Annotated in this window: 15 protein-coding genes and 1 pseudogene; 2 read left to right on the top strand and 14 right to left on the bottom strand. The window is 63.5% G+C overall.

Annotation, left to right across the window (positions count from 1 at the left end; translation table 11 throughout):
* Positions 1 to 5: 5 nt before the first annotated feature.
* The 8 genes from R9B84_RS04355 to R9B84_RS04320 form a co-directional block, all read right to left on the bottom strand.
* Positions 6 to 863: a lysophospholipid acyltransferase family protein gene (locus R9B84_RS04355; RefSeq protein ID WP_423759348.1), complete on the bottom strand. Its 858-nt coding sequence runs from the start codon at positions 861 to 863 to the stop codon at positions 6 to 8.
* Positions 864 to 882: 19 nt separating this feature from the next.
* A complete protein-coding gene (locus R9B84_RS04350) occupies positions 883 to 2,172 on the bottom strand; it encodes a dihydroorotase (protein WP_423759347.1) in 1,290 nt (429 codons plus the stop codon).
* Positions 2,173 to 2,224: 52 nt separating this feature from the next.
* Positions 2,225 to 3,256 carry an aspartate carbamoyltransferase catalytic subunit gene (locus R9B84_RS04345; protein ID WP_027807413.1) on the bottom strand — a complete coding sequence of 344 codons (1,032 nt, stop codon included), beginning with the start codon at positions 3,254 to 3,256 and terminating at the stop codon, positions 2,225 to 2,227.
* Positions 3,257 to 3,330: 74 nt separating this feature from the next.
* Positions 3,331 to 3,846, bottom strand: a complete 516-nt coding sequence (gene pyrR / locus R9B84_RS04340; protein ID WP_423759346.1) for a bifunctional pyr operon transcriptional regulator/uracil phosphoribosyltransferase PyrR — start codon at positions 3,844 to 3,846, stop codon at positions 3,331 to 3,333.
* Positions 3,833 to 4,282: a Holliday junction resolvase RuvX gene (ruvX, locus tag R9B84_RS04335; protein ID WP_027788201.1), complete on the bottom strand. Its 450-nt coding sequence runs from the start codon at positions 4,280 to 4,282 to the stop codon at positions 3,833 to 3,835. Before ruvX ends, pyrR begins: the two co-directional genes overlap by 14 nt.
* Positions 4,279 to 4,857 carry a YqgE/AlgH family protein gene (locus R9B84_RS04330; protein WP_006491354.1) on the bottom strand — a complete coding sequence of 193 codons (579 nt, stop codon included), beginning with the start codon at positions 4,855 to 4,857 and terminating at the stop codon, positions 4,279 to 4,281. Before R9B84_RS04330 ends, ruvX begins: the two co-directional genes overlap by 4 nt.
* A 182-nt stretch (positions 4,858 to 5,039) precedes the next feature.
* Positions 5,040 to 6,341: a hypothetical protein gene (locus R9B84_RS04325; protein WP_423759345.1), complete on the bottom strand. Its 1,302-nt coding sequence runs from the start codon at positions 6,339 to 6,341 to the stop codon at positions 5,040 to 5,042.
* 104 nt (positions 6,342 to 6,445) lie between these two features.
* Positions 6,446 to 6,616 carry a rubredoxin gene (locus tag R9B84_RS04320; RefSeq protein WP_004186709.1) on the bottom strand — a complete coding sequence of 57 codons (171 nt, stop codon included), beginning with the start codon at positions 6,614 to 6,616 and terminating at the stop codon, positions 6,446 to 6,448.
* A gap of 254 nt (positions 6,617 to 6,870) precedes the next feature.
* Between R9B84_RS04320 and R9B84_RS04315 the strand changes: the two genes are divergently transcribed.
* Positions 6,871 to 7,737, top strand: a complete 867-nt coding sequence (locus R9B84_RS04315) for a hydroxymethylpyrimidine/phosphomethylpyrimidine kinase (RefSeq protein WP_423759344.1) — start codon at positions 6,871 to 6,873, stop codon at positions 7,735 to 7,737.
* Between the two features lie 186 nt (positions 7,738 to 7,923).
* Here the strand turns inward: R9B84_RS04315 and groL are convergent, their stop codons facing one another.
* From groL to R9B84_RS04295, 4 genes are all read right to left on the bottom strand, one after another.
* Positions 7,924 to 9,564: a chaperonin GroEL gene (gene groL, locus R9B84_RS04310; RefSeq protein ID WP_262541215.1), complete on the bottom strand. Its 1,641-nt coding sequence runs from the start codon at positions 9,562 to 9,564 to the stop codon at positions 7,924 to 7,926.
* A gap of 46 nt (positions 9,565 to 9,610) precedes the next feature.
* A complete protein-coding gene (locus R9B84_RS04305; RefSeq protein WP_026044985.1) occupies positions 9,611 to 9,904 on the bottom strand; it encodes a co-chaperone GroES in 294 nt (97 codons plus the stop codon).
* Positions 9,905 to 10,541: 637 nt separating this feature from the next.
* Complete coding sequence (locus tag R9B84_RS04300) at positions 10,542 to 10,769, bottom strand: hypothetical protein (RefSeq protein ID WP_423759343.1); 228 nt, start codon at positions 10,767 to 10,769, stop codon at positions 10,542 to 10,544.
* 129 nt (positions 10,770 to 10,898) lie between these two features.
* Positions 10,899 to 11,681: a response regulator transcription factor gene (locus R9B84_RS04295; RefSeq protein WP_423759342.1), complete on the bottom strand. Its 783-nt coding sequence runs from the start codon at positions 11,679 to 11,681 to the stop codon at positions 10,899 to 10,901.
* A gap of 904 nt (positions 11,682 to 12,585) precedes the next feature.
* On the opposite strand from R9B84_RS04295, the gene R9B84_RS04290 reads away from it, so the two are divergent.
* On the top strand, positions 12,586 to 13,269 hold the full coding sequence (locus R9B84_RS04290) for a GntR family transcriptional regulator (protein WP_423759341.1): 684 nt from the start codon (positions 12,586 to 12,588) through the stop codon (positions 13,267 to 13,269).
* A gap of 136 nt (positions 13,270 to 13,405) precedes the next feature.
* On the opposite strand, the gene R9B84_RS04285 is transcribed toward R9B84_RS04290, so the two are convergent.
* Together R9B84_RS04285 and R9B84_RS04280 are read right to left on the bottom strand one after the other, a co-directional pair.
* A complete protein-coding gene (locus R9B84_RS04285; protein WP_423759340.1) occupies positions 13,406 to 14,311 on the bottom strand; it encodes an EAL domain-containing protein in 906 nt (301 codons plus the stop codon).
* 10 nt (positions 14,312 to 14,321) lie between these two features.
* Positions 14,322 to 20,066, bottom strand: a pseudogene (locus R9B84_RS04280) (YadA family autotransporter adhesin); the annotation flags it as partial.
* Positions 20,067 to 20,272: the final 206 nt, after the last annotated feature.

Here is a 20,272-nt window from a genome sequence, read left to right as displayed (position 1 = left end):
GCGCCTCAACCCTCGCGCCCCGGCACGGGCTCGTCGGCCGCTCCATCGCCTGACGTACCGGCGCCGAGCTCGGTCGCCGGATACGCATGCTTCGCCAGTTCCGCGAGCGATTCGGCCGACGGCTTGCCGACCTTTTCCTGCATCGTCGCGAGCGCGGCCGCGATCGCGTCGCGCGCCGCGGCGGACGTCGTCCGCCGGTCGCCGCCCGGCGCGATCGGTTCGCACACGTACAGATGCGCGACGAGCGGGCCGCCGCGCAGCACCATGTCGAGCGACGTGCCGAGCGACAGCTCGCCCGTGTAGGCCGGCGCGACCGACTGCCGCCGCTGCGCGTCCTCGTACATCAGGCAGATCGGCTGCACCGCGCAGCCGGCCGATACCGCGGCCTGGAACAGGTTCGCATGAAACGGCAGCAGGTCCTGCCCGTCGGACGTCGTCCCTTCCGGAAACACGCACATCACGCCGCCGTTGCGCAGGCGCTCGGCCATCTCGTGCATGATCCGCATCGCCTCGGTGCGCTTCTCGCGCTGCAGGAACACGGTGTCGAGCTTCTCGGCGAGCCAGCCGACGACCGGCCACTGCCGCACCTCGGCCTTCGACACGAACGGCGTCGGCCGCCAGGCGTTGACCGCATAGATGTCGAGCCACGACACGTGGTTGCCGACGACGAGCGCGCTCGCATCGAGCCGCGCGCCGTCGTTGTGGACGACGACGCGCATCCCGCAGATCCGCAGCATCTTGAGCGACCAGCGGCGCGTCATCTCGGCGCGGCGCGCGGGCGTGACGTGCGAAAAACGCAGCGCGACGATCGCCATGCCGCGCAACAGGTGAAAGACGAGACGCAGCTTGCGAAAGGCGGTCATGGCAAAGGTCCGGCGTGGTTCAGTGGCGCTCGAACGCGATGTGTCCGGCGACGAGCGTGGTACGCACGCAGGCGGGCAGTTCGTAGCCGAGGAACGGCGAATTGTGGCCCTGGCTCTTCAGCGCACGCGGCTCGACGCGCCAGTGCGCGCGCGGGTCGAACACGCACAGGTCGGCCGCGCCGCCTTCGGCCAGGCGGCCCGCCGGCAGCTGCAGCACGTCGGCCGGCGCGGACGTGATGCGGCGCAGCGCCTGCGCGAGCGGCGTGCGCGTCTCGTCTGCCCACTTCAGCGTCAGCGACAGCAGCAGCTCGAGCCCCGTCGCACCGGGCGTCGCTTCGCCGAACGGCAGCAGCTTCTCGTCGTCGTCGACCGGCGTGTGGTCGGAGCAGATCGCGTCGATCGTGCCGTCGGCGAGCGCCACGCGGATCGCTTCGCGGTCGCGCTCGCTGCGCAGCGGCGGGTCGAGCCGGAACTGCGAATCGAAATAGCCGATGTCGACGTCGATCAGGTGCAGGTGGTTCACGCCGACGTCGCAGGTCACGGGCAGCCCCTCGGCCTTCGCCGCGCGCACGAGCGCGAGGCCGGCCGCCGACGACAGCCGTGCGAGGTGCACGCGCGCGCCCGTCACGCGCATCAGTTCGAAGATCGTGTGCAGCGCGATCGTCTCGGCCGCGACCGGCACGCCGGACAGCCCGAGCCGCGACGCGAGCGCACCGCTCGCGGCGACGCCGCCGCGGCCGATGAACGCGTCCAGCGGGCGCAGCCACGTGGTGTAGCCGTAGGTGCTTGCGTATTGCAGCGCGCGCAGCAGCACCTGCGTGTCGCGCACCGGCACGTTGGCTTGCGTGAAGCCGACGCAGCCGGACTCGGTCAGCGCGACCATCTCGGTGATCACTTCACCCTTGAGGCCGACGGTCAGCGCGCCGAGCGGATGCACGTTCGCCTGATGCAGGTTGCGCGCGCGGTACTTGAGCATCTCGACGAGGCCCGGCTCGTCGAGCACGGGATCGGTGTCCGGCGGGCACACGAGGGTCGTGACGCCGCCCGCGACGGCCGCGGCCATCTCGGAGGCGAGCGTCGCCTTGTGCTCGTAGCCGGGCTCGCGCAGCCGTGCGCACAGGTCGACGAGGCCGGGCGCGACGATCAGGCCGGACGCGTCGATGGTCTTCGCGGCGTGGAAATCGGCCGGCGCCGCCGTGCCGGCCTCGGCGATCGCGGCGATCTTGCCCGCCGCGACGAATACGTCGGCCTGCCGCTCGGTGCCGGCGACCGGGTCGATCAGCGTGCCGCCTTTGATATGAATCTTCATGCGCTGTCTGTGAAAACGTTGATTGCGTGAATAAGGATGCGCGAAAGCGGGCTCAGTCGTTGTTGCCGGCGACGATGCCCATCACCGCCATCCGCACGGCGATGCCGAACGTGACCTGGTTGAGGATCACCGACTGCGGACCGTCGGCGACCTGCGAATCGATTTCGACGCCACGGTTCATCGGGCCCGGGTGCATCACGATCGCGTCGGGCGCGGCGAGCGCGAGGCGCTCGGGCGTCAGGCCCCAGGTCTTGAAGTATTCCTGCGCGGACGGCAGCAGCGCGCCGCTCATCCGCTCGTTCTGCAGGCGCAGCATGATGATCACGTCGACGCCCTTCAGCCCTTCGTCGAGGTTGTGGAACACCTTCACGCCCATCTGCTCGAGGCCGCCCGGCAGCAGCGTGCGCGGGCCGATCGCGCGCACTTCCGGCACGCCGAGCGTGGTCAGCGCGTGAATGTCGGAACGCGCGACGCGCGAATGGAGGATGTCGCCGACGATCGCCACGCGCAGCTTCGTGAAGTCGCGCTTGTAGTGACGGATCGTGTACATGTCGAGCAGGCCCTGCGTCGGGTGCGCATGGCGGCCGTCGCCGGCGTTGATCACGTGCACGTGCGGCGCGCAGTGCTCGGCGATCAGGTACGGCGCGCCGCTCGACGCATGGCGCACGACGAACAGGTCGGCATGCATCGCCGACAGGTTGTTGATCGTGTCGAGCAGCGATTCGCCCTTGCTCGTCGACGATGCATTGATGTTCAGGTTCAGCACGTCGGCCGACAGGCGCGTCGCGGCGATCTCGAAGGTCGTGCGCGTGCGCGTCGAGTTCTCGAAGAACAGGTTGAAGACGGACTTGCCGCGCAGCAGCGGCACCTTCTTCACTTCACGGTCCGTCACGCTGACGAACTGCTCGGCCGTATCGAGGATGTGGTTGACGATCGAGCGCGGCAGGCCCTCGATCGACAGCAGGTGCTTCAGCTCGCCGTTTTTCGTGAGCTGCGGGTTGCCCTTCAGGAAACCGTAGCGGAACCGGTCGGGGCTCGCGGCCGCGGCGGGATTGCCGGTGCGGCCAGTGGTGTCGGTGGTCATGGTGTGCGTGATTCCAACTATGCAAACGGGCCGCGGTGCAAACCAGCGGCCCGGGATACGGTTTCGCGTGTCGTTCAGGCGCCGTGCGGCTCGATGCGCAGCGTGAACTGCGCGGCATCGTCGCGCGCGAGCACGAGCGTCGCGCCGGCCGGCACGTCGAGCGCGCCGCCCGCAAAGCGCGCGGCGACCGGCAGTTCGCGGCCGCCGCGATCGGCGAGCACCGCGAGCTCGACCGCGGCCGGGCGGCCATAGTCGAACAGCTCGTTGAGTGCCGCGCGCACGGTGCGCCCGGTGTACAGCACGTCGTCGACGAGCACGATGCGCGCGCCGTCGACATCGAACGGCAGCGACGTCGGGCTGGCCTGGCTGTGCAGCCCCTTTTTCGCGTAGTCGTCGCGATGCAGCGCGACGTTCACGACGCCGAACGCCGGCGCGCCGAGATCGCGCGCGAGGCGCTCGGCGAGCCATGCGCCGCCGCTGTAGATGCCGGCGAGCCGCGGGCCGCCCGGTTCGGCGAAAGCCGTGCCGTACGCGGCGCGGATCTGGTCGAGCAGGACGCGGTAAAGCGCGTCGGCGTCAATGGTGCTCATGGTCGGACAATTGATCGAGATACTGTTGAAGGATGACGCGCGCGGCCTCGGCATCGAGCATCTCGGCGCGTGCGCGGCCGCGCACGTTGCGCTCGCGCAGCCCGGCCTCGGCCTCGACCGACGAATAGCGCTCGTCGACCCACGTGACGGGCAGCCCGAAGCGGCCGTTCAGCTGGTTGCCGAAGCGCTTCGCCTGCTGCGTCATGTCGTGCGGCGTGCCGTCCGGATGCATCGGCAGGCCGACGACGAGCGCGTCCGGCCGCCATTCGGCCAGCAGGTCGCCGACCGCCTTGAAGCGGTGTTCGCGGTTCAGGTTCTGGATCACGACGAGCGCGCGGGCCGAGCGCGTCAGCGCATTGCCGATCGCGACCCCGATTCGCTTTTCGCCGTAGTCGAACGCCAGGAGCGTCGCATCGCGCGCGCTCGCGCCACTCATGCGTGCCCTGCTTCGCCGGACAGCATCGACGAGCTGACGCCGAGCAGGCCCAGTGCGGCTTCGAAGCGCTCCTCGGCCGGCGTGTCGAACACGATGCGCGGATCGGCGGCGACCGTCAGCCAGCCGTTGCGGGAAATTTCTTCCTCGAGCTGCCCTGCGCCCCAGCCCGCATGGCCGAGCGTCAGCAGGAAGCGCTTCGGGCCGGTGCCCGTCGCGACCGCCTCGAGCACGTCCTTCGACGTCGTCATCTCCAGCCCGCCGTCGACGGACATCGACGAGTTGTAGCTCGCGCCCTCGACCGGCTCGTGCAGCACGAAACCGCGCTCGGTCTGGACCGGGCCGCCGAAGTACACGGGGATGTGCAGCAGCGGCTCGATGTCGAGCTTCAGGTCGATGCGGTTGAACAGCGATTCGAGGTCGATGTCGGTGGGACGGTTGATGACGAGGCCGAGCGCACCGCGCTCGCTGTGATCGCAAAGGTAGACCACCGTTCCCGAGAACGTCGGATCGGCCATGTTCGGCATGGCGATCAGGAACTGGTTGGTGAGGTTGATGCGATCGGAAGGCTTTGACATGGTTTGAATTTTAGCAAAGACGCCGCGGCCTGACCGGGCCGCGATCAACAAGCAACACCGCGCCGCGCTGGCAACGGCGCGCGCGGATCACACGGCACTCTAACACGCGCACGGGCACTGTCGGCAGCGTGTTGCGGGCCCGTGCGACAAGGGTCGCCACCGCGTGTCCGTCCCCTTGTTCGTCAGGTCCGGCCGAGCGCCGCACCGAGCGCTTCGGACGCCGCGGTCAGGTCCGGCGGCGCCACGCCGGCCGCGATCTTCAGCAGCGCCGCGCGCAACATGTCGGACGCGTGACCGTGCGCGTCGAGGCCGCCGTCGGCGAGCGGCACGCCGTGCGCGGCACGGCGCCACGCGAGGCCGAGCGTGTCGGCCAGCAGCGCCGCGTGGCCGAGCCCGAGCGCGCACGCGGCCGTACCGACCCGATAGGCGGCGCCGGACGCGTGCCACGCGGCACCCGCGTCGGCCGCGGCCGGATCGGCCGCAAGGTCGGCCATCGACGCATCGGCGGTCTGCAGGAAATCCTCATACGCATGCGCATTGACGGTCACGACGCCGAGCGCACGGGTCGGCGCGACCGCGACCGCGTCGTGCTCGGCCCGCGCGGCATCGGCCTCCCACAGCGCTTCGGACGCGGGTGTGCCGGCGACGTGCCAGTCGACCGTCAGCCCGTAGTCGTGCAGTACGTCGACAAGCGCGACGTCCTCGGCTGCGGCGCCGAACAACGCGAAATCGCGCCACAGCAGCGCGACCGTCTCGCGCACGAGCTCGGGCGGCGCGCTGCGCCGGCCCTGCGCCTGCTCGCCGAGCAGCAGGTTCGTCCGCGCGAGAAAGCCCTTCAGTTCGGGTGCGCCGGTCGCGCGCAGCGCGCGCAGGCACGCGGCCGCGAGCCGCCAGAAATCGTACGGGCCGTCATCGGCCAGCGCGGCCTGCATCGCATCGAGTTCGTCGAGCGCCGCGCCGGGCGCGCTTTGCTGCGCACGCAGCACGCCGAGCAGCGCCTGCTCGTAGCGGGCGCGTACCCGGGTCGCGAACGCCTCGGGCAGCACGCGCAGCGTGGCCGGCGGCACCGCGCGGCCGACGAGCGCGAGCGCGTCGAGCGGCGTACTCGCGCGCAGGTCGGCGGCACTTTGCGCGCGCAATGCACGGAAATGATCGAAGAGAACGGGCGAACAGGCGAGTTCGCGCAGGTTGTGGCGGCCGACGGCCGCGCGGAAATCGCGCAGCGCGGCACGCCAGCCGGCCGAAGTCGGCTCGGCTACGACGAGCGGCACGGCGGCCGACAGTTGCCCGGCGAAACGCGCGGCCGGCAGCCAGCCAGCTTCCGCCAGCACAGCCGCCGCCGCGGACAGCGGCGCGGCCGCGTCGTCGCGCCGCTCGAATGCGTCGGCGGCCGCCGCAAGCCATGCGTCGGCCGCGCGCACGGCCCCGCCGCGCGGGTTGGGCAGTGCGTCAGGGAGGGGAACATTCGCCGGATTGGACGTCATGGACACGCGCGCCTGTCATCGTCAAGCCGCTCGCGCGAACCTCGGCGCGCGAGCGCCGGGCCGATGCGAGGCCGGAGCGGGGTGTCCGTGGGCCGAAGGTCCGGTCAGATCTGGACCATCTCGAAGTCTTCCTTGCGGGCGCCGCATTCGGGGCACGTCCAGTTGATCGGGACGTCTTCCCAGCGCGTGCCCGGGGCAATGCCCTCTTCCGGCAGCCCGGCTTCTTCGTCGTAAATCCAGCCACAAATCAGGCACATCCAACTCTTGTATTCCATCTTAAGCCGCGTCGGGAAAGTCGGTAAATTCGGGAGCCATGATGGTACCGTGTCGGGGCCGGACTGCCTAGCAATCGCGCTCGAGTACGGCGACTACGTTGCGCTGCGCTAAAAAATCCGTCGTGCGGGCAGGATTCCGCCGCATAATGGCTGAAAAGTGCGGCCTGCCGGGCAACACAGGGCCGAAAATGCCCATTTCGCCTCGCCGTCCGCATCTCCGTCGCTTTCCCGTTTTTCTCTTGCCCCATTTTTACATGTCCAGCAACGCCCCTCCGATCGTCCTCACCTTCGGCCTGTCCGATCCCACCGGCGGCTCCGGCATCCAAGCCGATCTGATGACTCTGGCGAGCATGGGCTGTCACGGCGTGTCCGTCCTGACGGGCTACACCGTGCGCGACTCGGCCGCCTGCGACGAAGTGACCGGCCTCGATCCCGACGTCGTCGCCGCCCAGGCGCGCATGCTGCTCGAGGACATGCCGGTCGCCGCGTTCAAGATTGGCGCGGCGACACGCGCGGAAGTGGTCAGCGCGATCGCCGAGGTCGTCGCCGACTACGACGGCGTGCCGCTCGTGCTCGCGCCGGACTTCACGCTCGACGACGAGCACGTACTCGCGGCCGACGACCTGCGCGAATCGATCGCCGATCTGCTGGCGCCGCAAACCACGCTGCTGGTCGCCGACTACGCGACGCTGATCGCGCTCGCGCAGCCGGACGGCGACGCCGAGGCGCCGAATCTCGACGCGGCCGTGTCGCACCTGCTGTCGCAGGGTTGCGAGTACATCCTGTCGTCCGAAACGGGCTCGCATCGGCTCGTCAACACGCTGTACGGCGAGGAAGGCCAGCTCCGCGAGGACATGTGGGATCGCTCGCCGCACCGCCTGATGGGCATCACCGACACGCTCGGCGCGGCCATCGCGGCGCTGCTCGCGAACGGCCAGGAACCGCCCGAGGCGGTCCGCGAGGCGCAGGAGTACCTGTACCAGGCCGTGCGCGACGCGTTCCGGCCCGGCATGGGCGCGTACCTGCCCGACCGGTTCTTCTGGGCGCGCAGCAACGAGGATGCGGACACGCCGCCGGCCACGAAGGTCGAACCGGTCCCCAGGACGTCGCACCGGCATTGAGCCGGGCGGCGGCGGGCATGTTCCGGCCGTCGCGCAGGGCTCAGCCCCATCGGGCGTGACACCCGGCCTGCCCGCGCACGCATCCAATCCCGCGTGCAAATAAAAAAGACCCGCATCGCTGCGGGTCTTTTCTTTTGGCTGGAACGCGCATCGCTGCGCGCTCCGGACACCATCGACCGAAGTCGATTACATGTCCATGCCCATGCCGCCCATGCCGCCCGGCATGCCGCCAGCCATCGGTGCATCTTCCTTCGGCAGTTCTGCAACGGCTGCGTCCGTCGTCAGCAGCAGGCCTGCAACCGAAGCTGCGTTCTGCAGTGCGGTGCGCGTGACCTTGGTCGGGTCGACGACGCCGGCTTCGACCATGTCGACGTACTCGCCCGTCGCTGCGTTGTAGCCGTAGTTGCCCGTGCCTGCAGCAACTGCCGCCACCACGACGCTGGCTTCTTCGCCGCCGTTCGTGACGATCTGGCGCAGCGGCTCTTCCATGGCGCGCAGCACGATCTTGATGCCGGCGTTCTGGTCGGCGTTCAGGCCGGTCAGGCCTGCGATCGCGGTGCGTGCGCGGATCAGCGCGACGCCGCCACCTGCCACGATGCCTTCTTCCACAGCCGCGCGCGTTGCGTGCAGTGCGTCTTCGACACGCGCCTTCTTTTCCTTCATTTCGACTTCGGTCGCAGCACCGACCTTGATCACTGCCACGCCGCCGGCCAGCTTGGCCACGCGCTCTTGCAGCTTTTCACGGTCGTAGTCCGACGTCGCTTCTTCGATTTGCGCGCGCACTTGCTTCACGCGTGCTTCGATGTTCACGGCTTCGCCTGCGCCGTCGATGATCGTCGTGTTTTCCTTGCCCACTTCGATGCGCTTCGCCTGGCCCAGTTCTGCCAGCGTTGCCTTCTCGAGCGTCAGGCCGGTTTCTTCCGCAACCACTTGACCACCGGTCAGGATCGCGATGTCTTCCAGCATCGCCTTGCGACGATCGCCGAAGCCCGGTGCCTTGACCGCAACGGTCTTCAGGATGCCGCGGATGTTGTTGACGACCAGCGTTGCGAGCGCTTCGCCTTCGACGTCTTCAGCGATGATCAGCAGCGGACGGCCAGCCTTCGCGACTTGCTCGAGTACCGGCAGCAGATCACGGATGTTCGACACCTTCTTGTCGTGCAGCAGCACGAACGGGTTGTCGAGGACGGCGACTTGCTTGTCCGGGTTGTTGATGAAGTACGGCGACAGGTAGCCGCGGTCGAATTGCATGCCTTCGACGACGTCGAGTTCGTCGGCCAGCGACTTGCCGTCTTCGACGGTGATCACGCCTTCCTTGCCGACCTTGTCCATCGCTTCAGCGATGCGATCGCCGATCGACGAATCGCTGTTCGCCGAGATCGAGCCGACCTGTGCGATTTCCTTGTTCGTCGTGCACGGCTTGCTGATCTTCTTCAGCTCTTCGACAGCCGCTGCGACTGCCTTGTCGATGCCGCGCTTCAGGTCCATCGGGTTCATGCCCGATGCGACGTACTTCATGCCTTCGCGAACGATCGATTGCGCGAGGACGGTTGCCGTCGTCGTGCCGTCGCCTGCGTTGTCGCTGGTTTTGGAAGCGACTTCCTTGACCATTTGCGCGCCCATGTTCTGGAGCTTGTCCTTCAGCTCGATTTCCTTCGCGACCGACACACCGTCCTTGGTGACCGTCGGGCCGCCGAAGCTGCGCTCGAGCACCACGTTGCGGCCCTTCGGACCCAGCGTGACCTTGACTGCGTTGGCGAGAATGTTCACGCCTTCGACCATCTTCGAACGGGCGGAATCGCCGAATACGACGTCTTTAGCTGCCATCTTCTAACTCCTTGAATTCTTGGGAATATGTACCGTCGGTGGACGCTTAGTTAGCGTTGACCACGGCCATGATGTCTTCTTCGCGCATGACCAGCAGTTCCTGGCCGTCGACCTTCACGGTCTGGCCTGCGTACTTGCCGAACAGGACGCGATCGCCGACCTTCACGTCGAGCGCGATCGGGGCACCCTTGTCGTCACGCTTGCCCGGGCCGACCGCGAGGATCTCGCCTTGATCCGGCTTTTCAGCAGCGGCTTCGGGGATGACGATGCCCGAGGCGGTCTTGGTTTCCTGATCCAGACGCTTGACGATCACGCGATCGTGCAAAGGACGAAGGTTCATATTCACTCCTCTCTTGACTGAGATTGAAGAACGCTTAGGGAATCTGCCCGGCAAATCGCCCGGCAGAGAATTGTTAGCACTCTCGTGCAGCGAGTGCTAATTATATGGACGGGTTTTGACAAATTCAAGAAGGGGAGCCGGAGGAATTTTCGGGGCAGCGAGGTTCGCTCGACCCGGTACTTTGTTCGCTTGAGATTGGGCTTGAGGCGACGTGGAAAAGGCAGGATTCGCAATGAATATATCCTGCAAGAACAATGGCTTAGGAAAAAGCCTGAGCGCCGACGGCAGCATCCCGGAGGATGCCGTGAGTTGCTTGCTCGGTCCATCGCGATGGCGATGCAGCAGCGGCCGTGGCACCTCGGGGATTCCCGTATATCACGAGCGAGTCCGGCCAAAATAAATGGGGTGCAAACATATGGTCGTGCTCCAGGCGCAGGCAGTTCGTAACAGCGGCCCTCCCCTCGGGATCCGAGCAGTTTGTCGCCCTGCCGCCTCGTAGCCGACACTTGACCGGCAGTCGTGAACGCCTGATCGACCGCTCATCGGTCGGAAGGAGAAGCGTCCTCTGCTGCGCGGCGTCGGCGGGTTGCGCGCGCGGACGCAACCCGCCCCCAAGCCGCATGTTCACAGAGAATGGTCAAAATGCCTTGCCTTGCGCGAGCCCCGCATCCGACCGGGTCGTGACATCCGGCGCTTCAAACCGATCGCTCTCCGATCCGATCTTCCTGCGCCGGCGCACGTCGACCACCTTCACCCCGCCGGGCTTGTTGCGTCCTCGATCAAACTTCTGCTCCGAAACATCGTGGCGCTCGCACGTATTCTTCACCAGCCCGCCCCGAATCCAGACGCCGTGCAAGATCCGCACGTTCCGTTCGTCGACAGATCATCCGTCGAACTCGTCTTGTCGCAGGGTCAGGTCACGAAGATCTCGCTCGCCCAATCACCACGAGGAACACCTCGGATCGCTCTCACTTCCCCCCATTAACCGGACGAATCAAGCGGCATTTTTAAGGCTGCCGGAAGCAGCACCCTCGGTCATCGCACCCCGCGCGACCTGACCAGGGACCATGAAATTCTCCGCCATCGAGAAATCGTCGACCATATCGAGCCGATAGCCGTGCGTATACGCAGCGCTCAATTGAAAGCCGTTTTCCGGACGAAGCGCCAATTTCTGACGAAGTCGATAGATGTGGGTGTCAAGGCTTCGCGACGTTCCATCCAGCGCCCTCCCCCATGCCAGCGTCGACAAGGCATCTCGGGAGACCACGCTTCCAAGATTATTGAACAGGCAACTTGCCAAGGAAAATTCCTTTGCAGTCAAATCAACGTTTTTGCCGTGCAGGGCTATGGTTCGCATAAGCGGATTCACAACATACGCCCCAACCTCAATTCTATTATCGAGTTTCTTATTGCGACCATTTCGCCGCAACAAAGCATTGATTCGAGCCACCAACTCAATCTCGCGAAAAGGCTTACCAATGTACTCGTCGGCCCCCGCATCCAATGCGGCGGCAATATCTGCCTCAAGCGTTCTCGCAGCCAAAAATAAAACGATGGGTTCGTTTCCAAGATTGGCCCGAATCCAGTGCAGCAAATTCAGACCATTGGCATCCGGAATTCGCCAGTCAAGCACAATGAGTTCCGCCATTTTCTTTCTCAGAAACTGGACGGCTCGCGCACTATCACATGCCAGCGAAATTTCTCGATTTGACCCTCTCAGCGCCTTTTCAAATGCTGACGCCTGACCTGGATCTCCTTCCACTAACAAGATACTCATAACACCCCCAGCCTTCATCGACTCGATTAATTTTCAACCCACCCAAAATCGATCGCCCGAACATACAAACAAAAATATTATATTTTTTTAATAACTACCGATCGATTGAAATCATCGTCACTCAAACTTCACATCAATTCAGCCCATAGCCGATCAACATTGCCCTAGCAGGTCGCCGCACGCATTTGCGTACGTTCCTACATCGATAAAAACAAGTCTGCCGCCCTTTGTTTCAGACAACACGCGCTCGGTGATGAGCGCGCAAGCATTCCCGCACCCATTGAAGTTTTTCATGACGGGATAGCGGATCTTTTCGTCCCCTTTTCGTCCCCTTTTCGCGCTCGATGCCTACTTCTCTTGCCAAGTACTCATTTACCCCCTGCGGCTGTCATCACGCAGGTGAACTTCAATTCGCGAATGTCGTATGCGATTCCAATGAAGCCGCACTCACCGAGGTTGAAGAAATCAAACCGGCTAGCGTTGATGCTGCCCGGACATCAAATTGCGAAAAGCCGCTGCTATCTCTGTCGATAGTGCCCCGACTGACTCGAACCAACGAGCGACACCAAGGATGCAGGTCCACAGACAGCCACCGGCAGATCGTCACGAAACTGCCAGGCACTCTGGCATCCATATCGGCGGCACTCGTGGCGACCTCGCTAGCCTTAACGAGTTGGGCAGATCTATCGGCGCCTGGCACGGCGCCTCCGTACCTTCAATCCCATCCCCCTGACAAGTATGTCACTCAGATGTTACTAACATATCAGTAGGATATCGACAGGCTCACTAAAGGTCAAAACGGGTAAACCCGCGCACCAACATTGACCCCTTTAGCAGCGAGTTGAAAACAGGGGGTGACCAGGCTAATATGTTAGTAATATTTTTTTGCTGGTTCACCGGACACATGAACGGACTGACGGGTAACACCCTTGCCGAACAGGCTCACCAGGAACTCGAAGAACTGATCGTGACGCTCGAGCTTGCGCCCGGCAGTGTCTGGTCGGAGGCATCCCTCGCTGAGAAGCTCAATACTGGGAGAACGCCAGTTCGCGAGGCCGCACAACGATTGGCTGCTTCGCATCTCCTTCAAATCGTGCCGCGTCACGGCATCATGATCACTGTCCCGAACATTCATGATCAGTTGCTCGTGCTCGAAACACGCCGTGAACTCGAACGCCTCATCGCACGGCGCGCTGCAAGACGCGCATCCTCCGAGGAGCGCGAGGAACTCCGTAAAATCGCGGACAAACTCGACGCGGCAGGCGAATCACAAGACATCGTTGCCTACTTGAGATGCGTATACGCCGCCAATCAACTTATCGCGCAGTGTTCACGAAATCGGTTCGCTTCCGAGGCTATTGCTCCGTTATATGCGTTGTCCCGACGCTTTTACTTTATGTACCACAAGCGGTTAAATGATTTGCCGGCAGCAAGCCTGCAGCACACGAGAGTCGCGCGTGCAGTAGCTGACGGCAACGAACAGGAAGCCGGGCTCGCGTCGGATATGATGCTGGACTATATTGAAGCATTTACTCGAGACTGCTTTACCCTCGACTTCGAACCGAATCATTCACGAATTGCGGTCTGATATGTTCCTGACAAACTGAGCACGCCCTCAGTCAGAGATATACCGCGCAGGCTCAATCGCGCACATTGCGATGCCAGCGAAACACCGTCGACGTCGAACAGCAGCACCGAGCAAGACATCGACAACCACGCTTCATTCAACACAGAATTCCACGCCGTTCAATCAACCCGTCTATCTGCTCCTCTCGGATGGGCTCGGATATGTAATATCCCTGGCAATCAATTTGTGCCATCTCCCTCAACCAATCGAACTGAGCCTCGGTTTCGACACCTTCGATCACAACACGCTTCTTCAAGCGGCTCCCGAGTTCAACGAGTGTCTCCACCATGGCTTTTGATTCGATATTTTCATGAATATCGCGCATGAAGGACCGGTCCAGCTTGAGCGTATCTACTGCCAGGCGATGCAGTTTAGTCAGTGACCAACACCCTGAACCAAAGTCATCGATTGCTACACTTACCCCCATGTTCCGGATCGAAGCTATGGCAGTTGCGAGCGTCTCGATCGGACCTGGATCGATCGATTCCGTGAGTTCAATTTGAAAATTCCCGGCGCGAACCGCATAAGACTCGAGAATCGAGGACAGTCTTTTTTCCACTCCCGGCCGCGTAATTTCACGAGCAGGCAAATTGACAGACAGCGACAAGCCACCATATCCGAGAGCAGCCCAACTGGCGAGCACCCGCGCAGACTCGGTCATTACGTAATCAGTAAACTGACTCGTCAGATATGAATTCTCGACAAGATCAATGAATACCGCGGGCATCAACACACCATGCTCCGGATGATGCCAGCGTATTAACGACTCAAACCCGGACAGCAATCCGGCCTGAAGGCGGAGCTTTGGCTGATAAACGAAAAAGAACTCTTTCCGAGCCAGCCCAAGCTTCGCGTCGTCGACAAGATCATCATAATTGCGATGCACTGCCGTACTATCCAAAGCGATCTCCAATGCACGTACATCAGATTTTCCAGTGCCTGCTGACACAGCCTTGCTGCGCCCGGGCTTACTATTGCCCGGGCTCTCCGTCAGGCAGTGCATGAACACGCGACTACTTCCACTGATACAGCATGCCGGCGCCGATCACCTTCTGGCCGCCGCTGAAACCGCCGTTGATCGACGCCTTCAGGTTGTCGGTGATGCGCGCCTGCATGTTGACCGCCATCGCTTTCTGGCCGAGGAAGGTCGACGTGCCCACCCCCATCCCGAAATTGGCGTCGCGGTCGAGCTGCGGGATCGACGCCATCGCGCCGACGGCCGCGATACCCTGCTTCGCCATCTGGTCGGTCTGCTGCAGTTGCGAACCCAGCGAGTTGATCTGTGCCTGCTGGCCTGACAGCGCCGTCGACAGCGTCGACTGCACCGCATTGAGCTGGTTCACGTTGACGGCGTCCGTGCCCTGCGTACCCGGCGCCACGTTGACGATCTGGCGCTGTTGCGTGTCGCTGCCGACCGACACCACGTTCTGGCGGCCGCCGTCCGTCGAATTCGCGCCGATCGCCACCGAGTTCGAGCCGCCCGTGACGGTCGGCTTGTCGGAGCCGGTACCGTTCATGTCGGCGGCGACGCCGGCGGCGTTCGTCGTATTCGTCGTCATCAACGTGGAAAGCTGACTCAGTTGGTTGTTGATGTTCGTCACGCCAGTCGACAGCGAGGCCACGTTGTTGTTCGTCGTGCTCAGGCCGGTAGACAGGGAACCGATGCTGGCCGCCGTCGAAGTCGACAGCGCGTTGATCGCGGTCGACGTCGAGGTGGACAACGAGGACACGTTGCTGTTGGTCGAGCTCAGGCCCGTCGACAGCGAGTTGATACCCGTCGACAGCGATGCGACGTTCGTCGCGGTCGACGTCGACAGGTTGTTGACCGCCTGGTTCGTCGCGTTCAACTGGCTGCCGTTGATCGCGTCCGTGCTGGTGGCCGAGACCTGGCCCGCGGCGACGTTCGTGATCTGGCGTTCCGCGCCCGGCGAACCGACGCTCAGGACGCCCACCGGATTGGTGCCGAAGACCGGGTACGTGACGCCGCCGACCGTGACGCTCGACACCGCGACCGCGTTGCCGGTGACCGAGTTCGCGCCGAGCGCGATCGAGTTGGCGACGTTCGCGGTGGCGTTCGAACCGAACGCGAGCGCGTTGGTGGCGCTGGCTGTCGCGCCCGAGCCGTAAGCCTGCGCGCCGACGGCGCTGGCCGTGGCCTGGTTGCCGAGTGCGATCGTGTTGTCCGCGGTGGCCTGGCTCGAGCTGCCGAATGCGAGCGCGCTGTTGCCGGTTGCCGTGCTGGCGTTGCCGAGCGCCACTGCGCCAGTGCCGGTCGCCGTGTCGTTCGCCCCCATCGCGACTGCGCCGGTGCCCGTCGCGATGCTCGGGTCGCCGATCGCGACCGCGCCATCGCCGCTCGCGGTGTTGCCGGAGCCGATCGACACGGCCTTGCCGCCTGTCGCCGAAGCGCTTTGACCGATCGCGACCGAGCCATCCGATTGCGCGTTCGAGCCGTTGCCGACCGCGACACTGCTTGCGCCCGCCGCGCTGGCGCTGACGCCGGCGGCCAGCGAGTAGAGGCCGGTCGCGGCGCTGTTGGCGTAGTTCGCCGATTGCGTACCACCGTCGTTGACGCTGTAGTAATGCGTTTTCGCGGCTTCGATCGCGGTCGAGGTCGACGTGGACAGCGACGTCATCGAACTGTTGGTCGAACTGAGGCCCGTGGACAGCGATCCGATGCCGGTCGACGTCGAGGTCGACAGTGACAGGATCGTGCTGTTGGTCGAGCTGAGGCCGGTCGACAACGATCCGATGCTCGTCGAAGTCGACGTGGACAGCGAGGTGATCGAGCTGTTCGCGGACGAGAGCCCCGTCGAAGTCGACGTGGACAGCGAAGAAATCGAGCTATTGGCCGACGACAGGCCCGTCGACGTCGATGTGGACAGCGAAGAGATCGAGCTATTCGCCGACGACAGACCCGTTGAGGTCGACGTTGACAGCGAAGAGATCGAGCTGTTGGTCGACGACAAACCGGTCGACGTCGAAGTCGACAGCGATGACACCGAGCTATTAGTCGAACTCAGGCCGGTCGACAGCGAGCTGATGCCCGTCGAGGTCGACGTGGACAACGAAGAAATCGAGCTGTTGGCCGACGACAGTCCAGTCGACGTCGAAGTCGACAGCGACGACACCGAGCTATCGGTTGAGCTCAGGCCGGTCGACAGTGAGCTGATGCCCGTCGAAGTCGACGTTGACAGCGAAGAGATCGAACTGTTGGCCGACGACAACCCGGTCGACGTCGAGGTCGACAGCGACGATACCGAGCTATTCGTCGAACTCAGGCCGGTCGACAGCGAGCTGATGCCCGTCGAGGTCGACGTGGACAACGAAGAAATCGAGCTGTTGGCCGACGACAAGCCGGTCGACGTCGAGGTCGACAGCGACGACACCGAGCTATCGGTTGAGCTCAGGCCGGTCGACAGTGAGCTGATGCCCGTCGAAGTCGACGTTGACAGCGAAGAGATCGAACTGTTGGCCGACGACAAGCCAGTCGACGTCGATGTCGACAGCGACGTGATCGAACTGTTCGCGGACGACAGGCCCGTCGAGGTCGACGTGGACAGCGAAGAGATCGAGCTGTTGGCCGACGACAACCCGGTCGACGTCGATGTCGACAGCGACGTGATCGAACTGTTCGCGGACGACAGGCCCGTCGAGGTCGACGTAGACAGCGAAGAGATCGAGCTGTTGGCCGACGACAAGCCAGTCGACGTCGATGTCGACAGCGACGTGATCGAACTGTTCGCGGACGACAGGCCCGTCGAGGTCGACGTGGACAGCGAAGAGATCGAGCTGTTGGCCGACGACAACCCGGTCGACGTCGATGTCGACAGCGACGTGATCGAACTGTTCGCGGACGACAGGCCCGTCGAGGTCGAGGTCGACAGCGACGACACCGAGCTATTCGTCGAACTCAGACCGGTCGACAGTGAGCTGATGCCTGTTGAAGTCGACGTTGACAGCGAAGAGATCGAACTGTTGGCCGACGACAACCCGGTCGACGTCGAAGTCGACAGCGACGACACCGAGCTATCGGTCGAGCTCAGGCCGGTCGACAGTGAGCTGATGCCTGTTGAAGTCGACGTCGACAGCGAGGTGATCGAGCTATTCGCCGACGACAGACCCGTCGAGGTCGACGTGGACAACGAAGAAATCGAGCTGTTGGCCGACGACAGTCCCGTCGACGTCGAAGTCGACAGCGACGATACCGAGCTATCGGTTGAGCTCAGGCCGGTCGACAGTGAGCTGATGCCCGTCGAAGTCGACGTTGACAGCGAAGAGATCGAACTGTTGGCCGACGACAAGCCAGTCGACGTCGAGGTCGACAGCGACGTGATCGAACTGTTCGCGGACGACAGGCCCGTCGAGGTCGACGTAGACAACGAAGAAATCGAGCTATTGGCCGACGACAGACCGGTCGACGTCGAAGTCGACAGCGACGACACCGAGCTATTCGTCGAACTCAGGCCGGTCGACAGCGAGCTGATGCCCGTCGAAGTCGACGTGGACAACGAGGAGATCGAGCTGTTCGCCGACGACAAGCCGGTCGAGGTCGAGGTCGACAGCGACGACACCGAGCTATTCGTCGAACTCAGGCCGGTCGACAGTGAGCTGATGCCTGTTGAAGTCGACGTGGACAGCGAAGAGACCGAACTGTTGGCCGACGACAACCCGGTCGACGTCGAGGTCGACAGCGACGATACTGAGCTATCGGTTGAGCTCAGGCCGGTCGACAGCGAGCTGATGCCCGTCGAAGTCGACGTGGACAGCGAAGAAATCGAGCTGTTCGCCGACGACAGACCGGTCGACGTCGAAGTCGACAGCGACGACACCGTGCTGTTAGCCGAGCTCAGGCCAGTCGACAGCGAGCTGATGCCCGTCGAAGTCGACGTGGACAGCGAGGAGATCGAGCTGTTGGCCGACGACAGTCCAGTCGACGTCGAAGTCGACAGCGACAACACCGAGCTATCGGTCGAACTCAGGCCGGTCGACAGCGAGCCGATCCCCGTCGAAGTCGACGTGGACAACGAGGAGATCGAGCTGTTAGCCGACGACAAACCGGTCGATGTCGATGTCGACAGCGACGTGATTGAACTGTTCGCGGACGAGAGACCCGTCGAGGTCGACGTAGACAACGAAGAAATCGAGCTGTTGGCCAACGACAGTCCAGTCGACGTCGAAGTCGACAGCGACGATACCGAGCTATCGGTTGAGCTCAGTCCGGTCGACAGCGAGCTGATGCCCGTCGAAGTCGACGTGGACAGCGAAGAGATCGAACTGTTGGCCGACGACAACCCGGTCGACGTCGATGTCGACAGCGACGTGATCGAACTGTTCGCGGACGACAGGCCCGTCGAGGTCGACGTAGACAACGAAGAAATCGAGCTGTTGGCCGACGACAGACCGGTCGACGTCGAAGTCGACAGCGACGACACCGTGCTGTCGGTCGAGCTCAGGCCAGTCGACAACGAGCTGATTCCCGTCGAGGTCGAGGTGGACAGCGAGGAGATCGAGCTGTTAGCCGACGACAAGCCGGTCGAGGTCGAGGTCGACAGCGACGTGATCGAGCTGTTCGCGGACGACAGACCCGTCGAGGTCGACGTGGACAGCGAAGAGATCGAGCTGTTGGCCGACGACAGGCCCGTTGACGTGGAAGTTGACAGCGACGTGATCGAGCTGCTCGCCGACGACAGACCCGTCGAAGTCGACGTCGACAGCGAGGTGATCGAGCTATTCGCCGACGACAGACCCGTCGAGGTCGACGTGGACAGCGAAGAAATCGAGCTGTTGGCCGACGACAGGCCCGTCGACGTGGAAGTTGACAGCGACGTGATCGAGCTGTTCGCCGACGACAGACCGGTCGACGTCGAAGTCGACAGCGACGATACCGAACTATCGGTTGAGCTCAGGCCGGTCGACAGCGAGCTGATGCCCGTCGAAGTCGACGTGGACAACGAGGAGATCGAGCTGTTAGCCGACGACAGACCGGTCGAGGTCGAGGTCGACAGCGACGTGATCGAGCTATTCGCGGACGACAGGCCCGTCGAAGTCGACGTGGACAGCGAGGAGATCGAGCTGCTCGCCGACGACAGGCCCGTCGAGGTCGACGTGGACAGCGAAGAAATCGAGCTGTTCGCCGACGACAGACCGGTCGACGTCGAAGTCGACAGCGACGACACCGTGCTGTTAGCCGAGCTCAGGCCAGTCGACAGCGAGCTGATGCCCGTCGAAGTCGACGTGGACAGCGAGGAGATCGAGCTGTTGGCCGACGACAAACCGGTCGAGGTCGAGGTCGACAGCGACGTGATCGAACTGTTCGCGGACGAGAGACCCGTCGAGGTCGACGTAGACAACGAAGAAATCGAGCTGTTCGCCGACGACAGACCGGTCGACGTCGAAGTCGACAGCGACGACACCGTGCTGTTAGCCGAGCTCAGGCCAGTCGACAGCGAGCTGATGCCCGTCGAAGTCGACGTGGACAGCGAGGAGATCGAGCTGTTGGCCGACGACAAGCCGGTCGATGTCGAGGTCGACAGCGACGTGATCGAGCTGCTCGCCGACGACAGACCCGTCGAAGTCGACGTCGACAGCGAGGTGATCGAACTGACAGCCGATGAAAGGCCGGTCGACGTCGACGTGGACAACGACGTCAATTGAGAAAAATTCACCGCATCCGTCGGATTCGTACCCGCCGCCAAACTCGTGATCTTGTTGTTGTTCAGCGACGTCGTGTTTTTCAGCGTAATTGTCCCGCTCGAACCAGCACTCAGCGTTATCCCGCTTGGGCCGTACAGCGTAATCGTGCCCGCGGGGTTATTTCCGGTCCCCCCGACCCACATGTAGGCACTGGAACCAGTTACGCCACCGTTCGCGCTTGGGGCCTCCGCGATGATTACCCCGGTCCCGGTTCCGCAGTTTCCCTCGCCCCCAGACCAATTAGCTGAAGTCCAAGCAGTCTGAGATC

It is taken from the genome of Burkholderia sp. NLJ2, assembly GCF_049487195.1.
Lineage (GTDB): Bacteria > Pseudomonadota > Gammaproteobacteria > Burkholderiales > Burkholderiaceae > Burkholderia > Burkholderia pyrrocinia.
The sequence above is the reverse complement of the archived record's forward strand: the minus strand, read 5'-3'. Positions and strand labels throughout refer to the sequence as shown.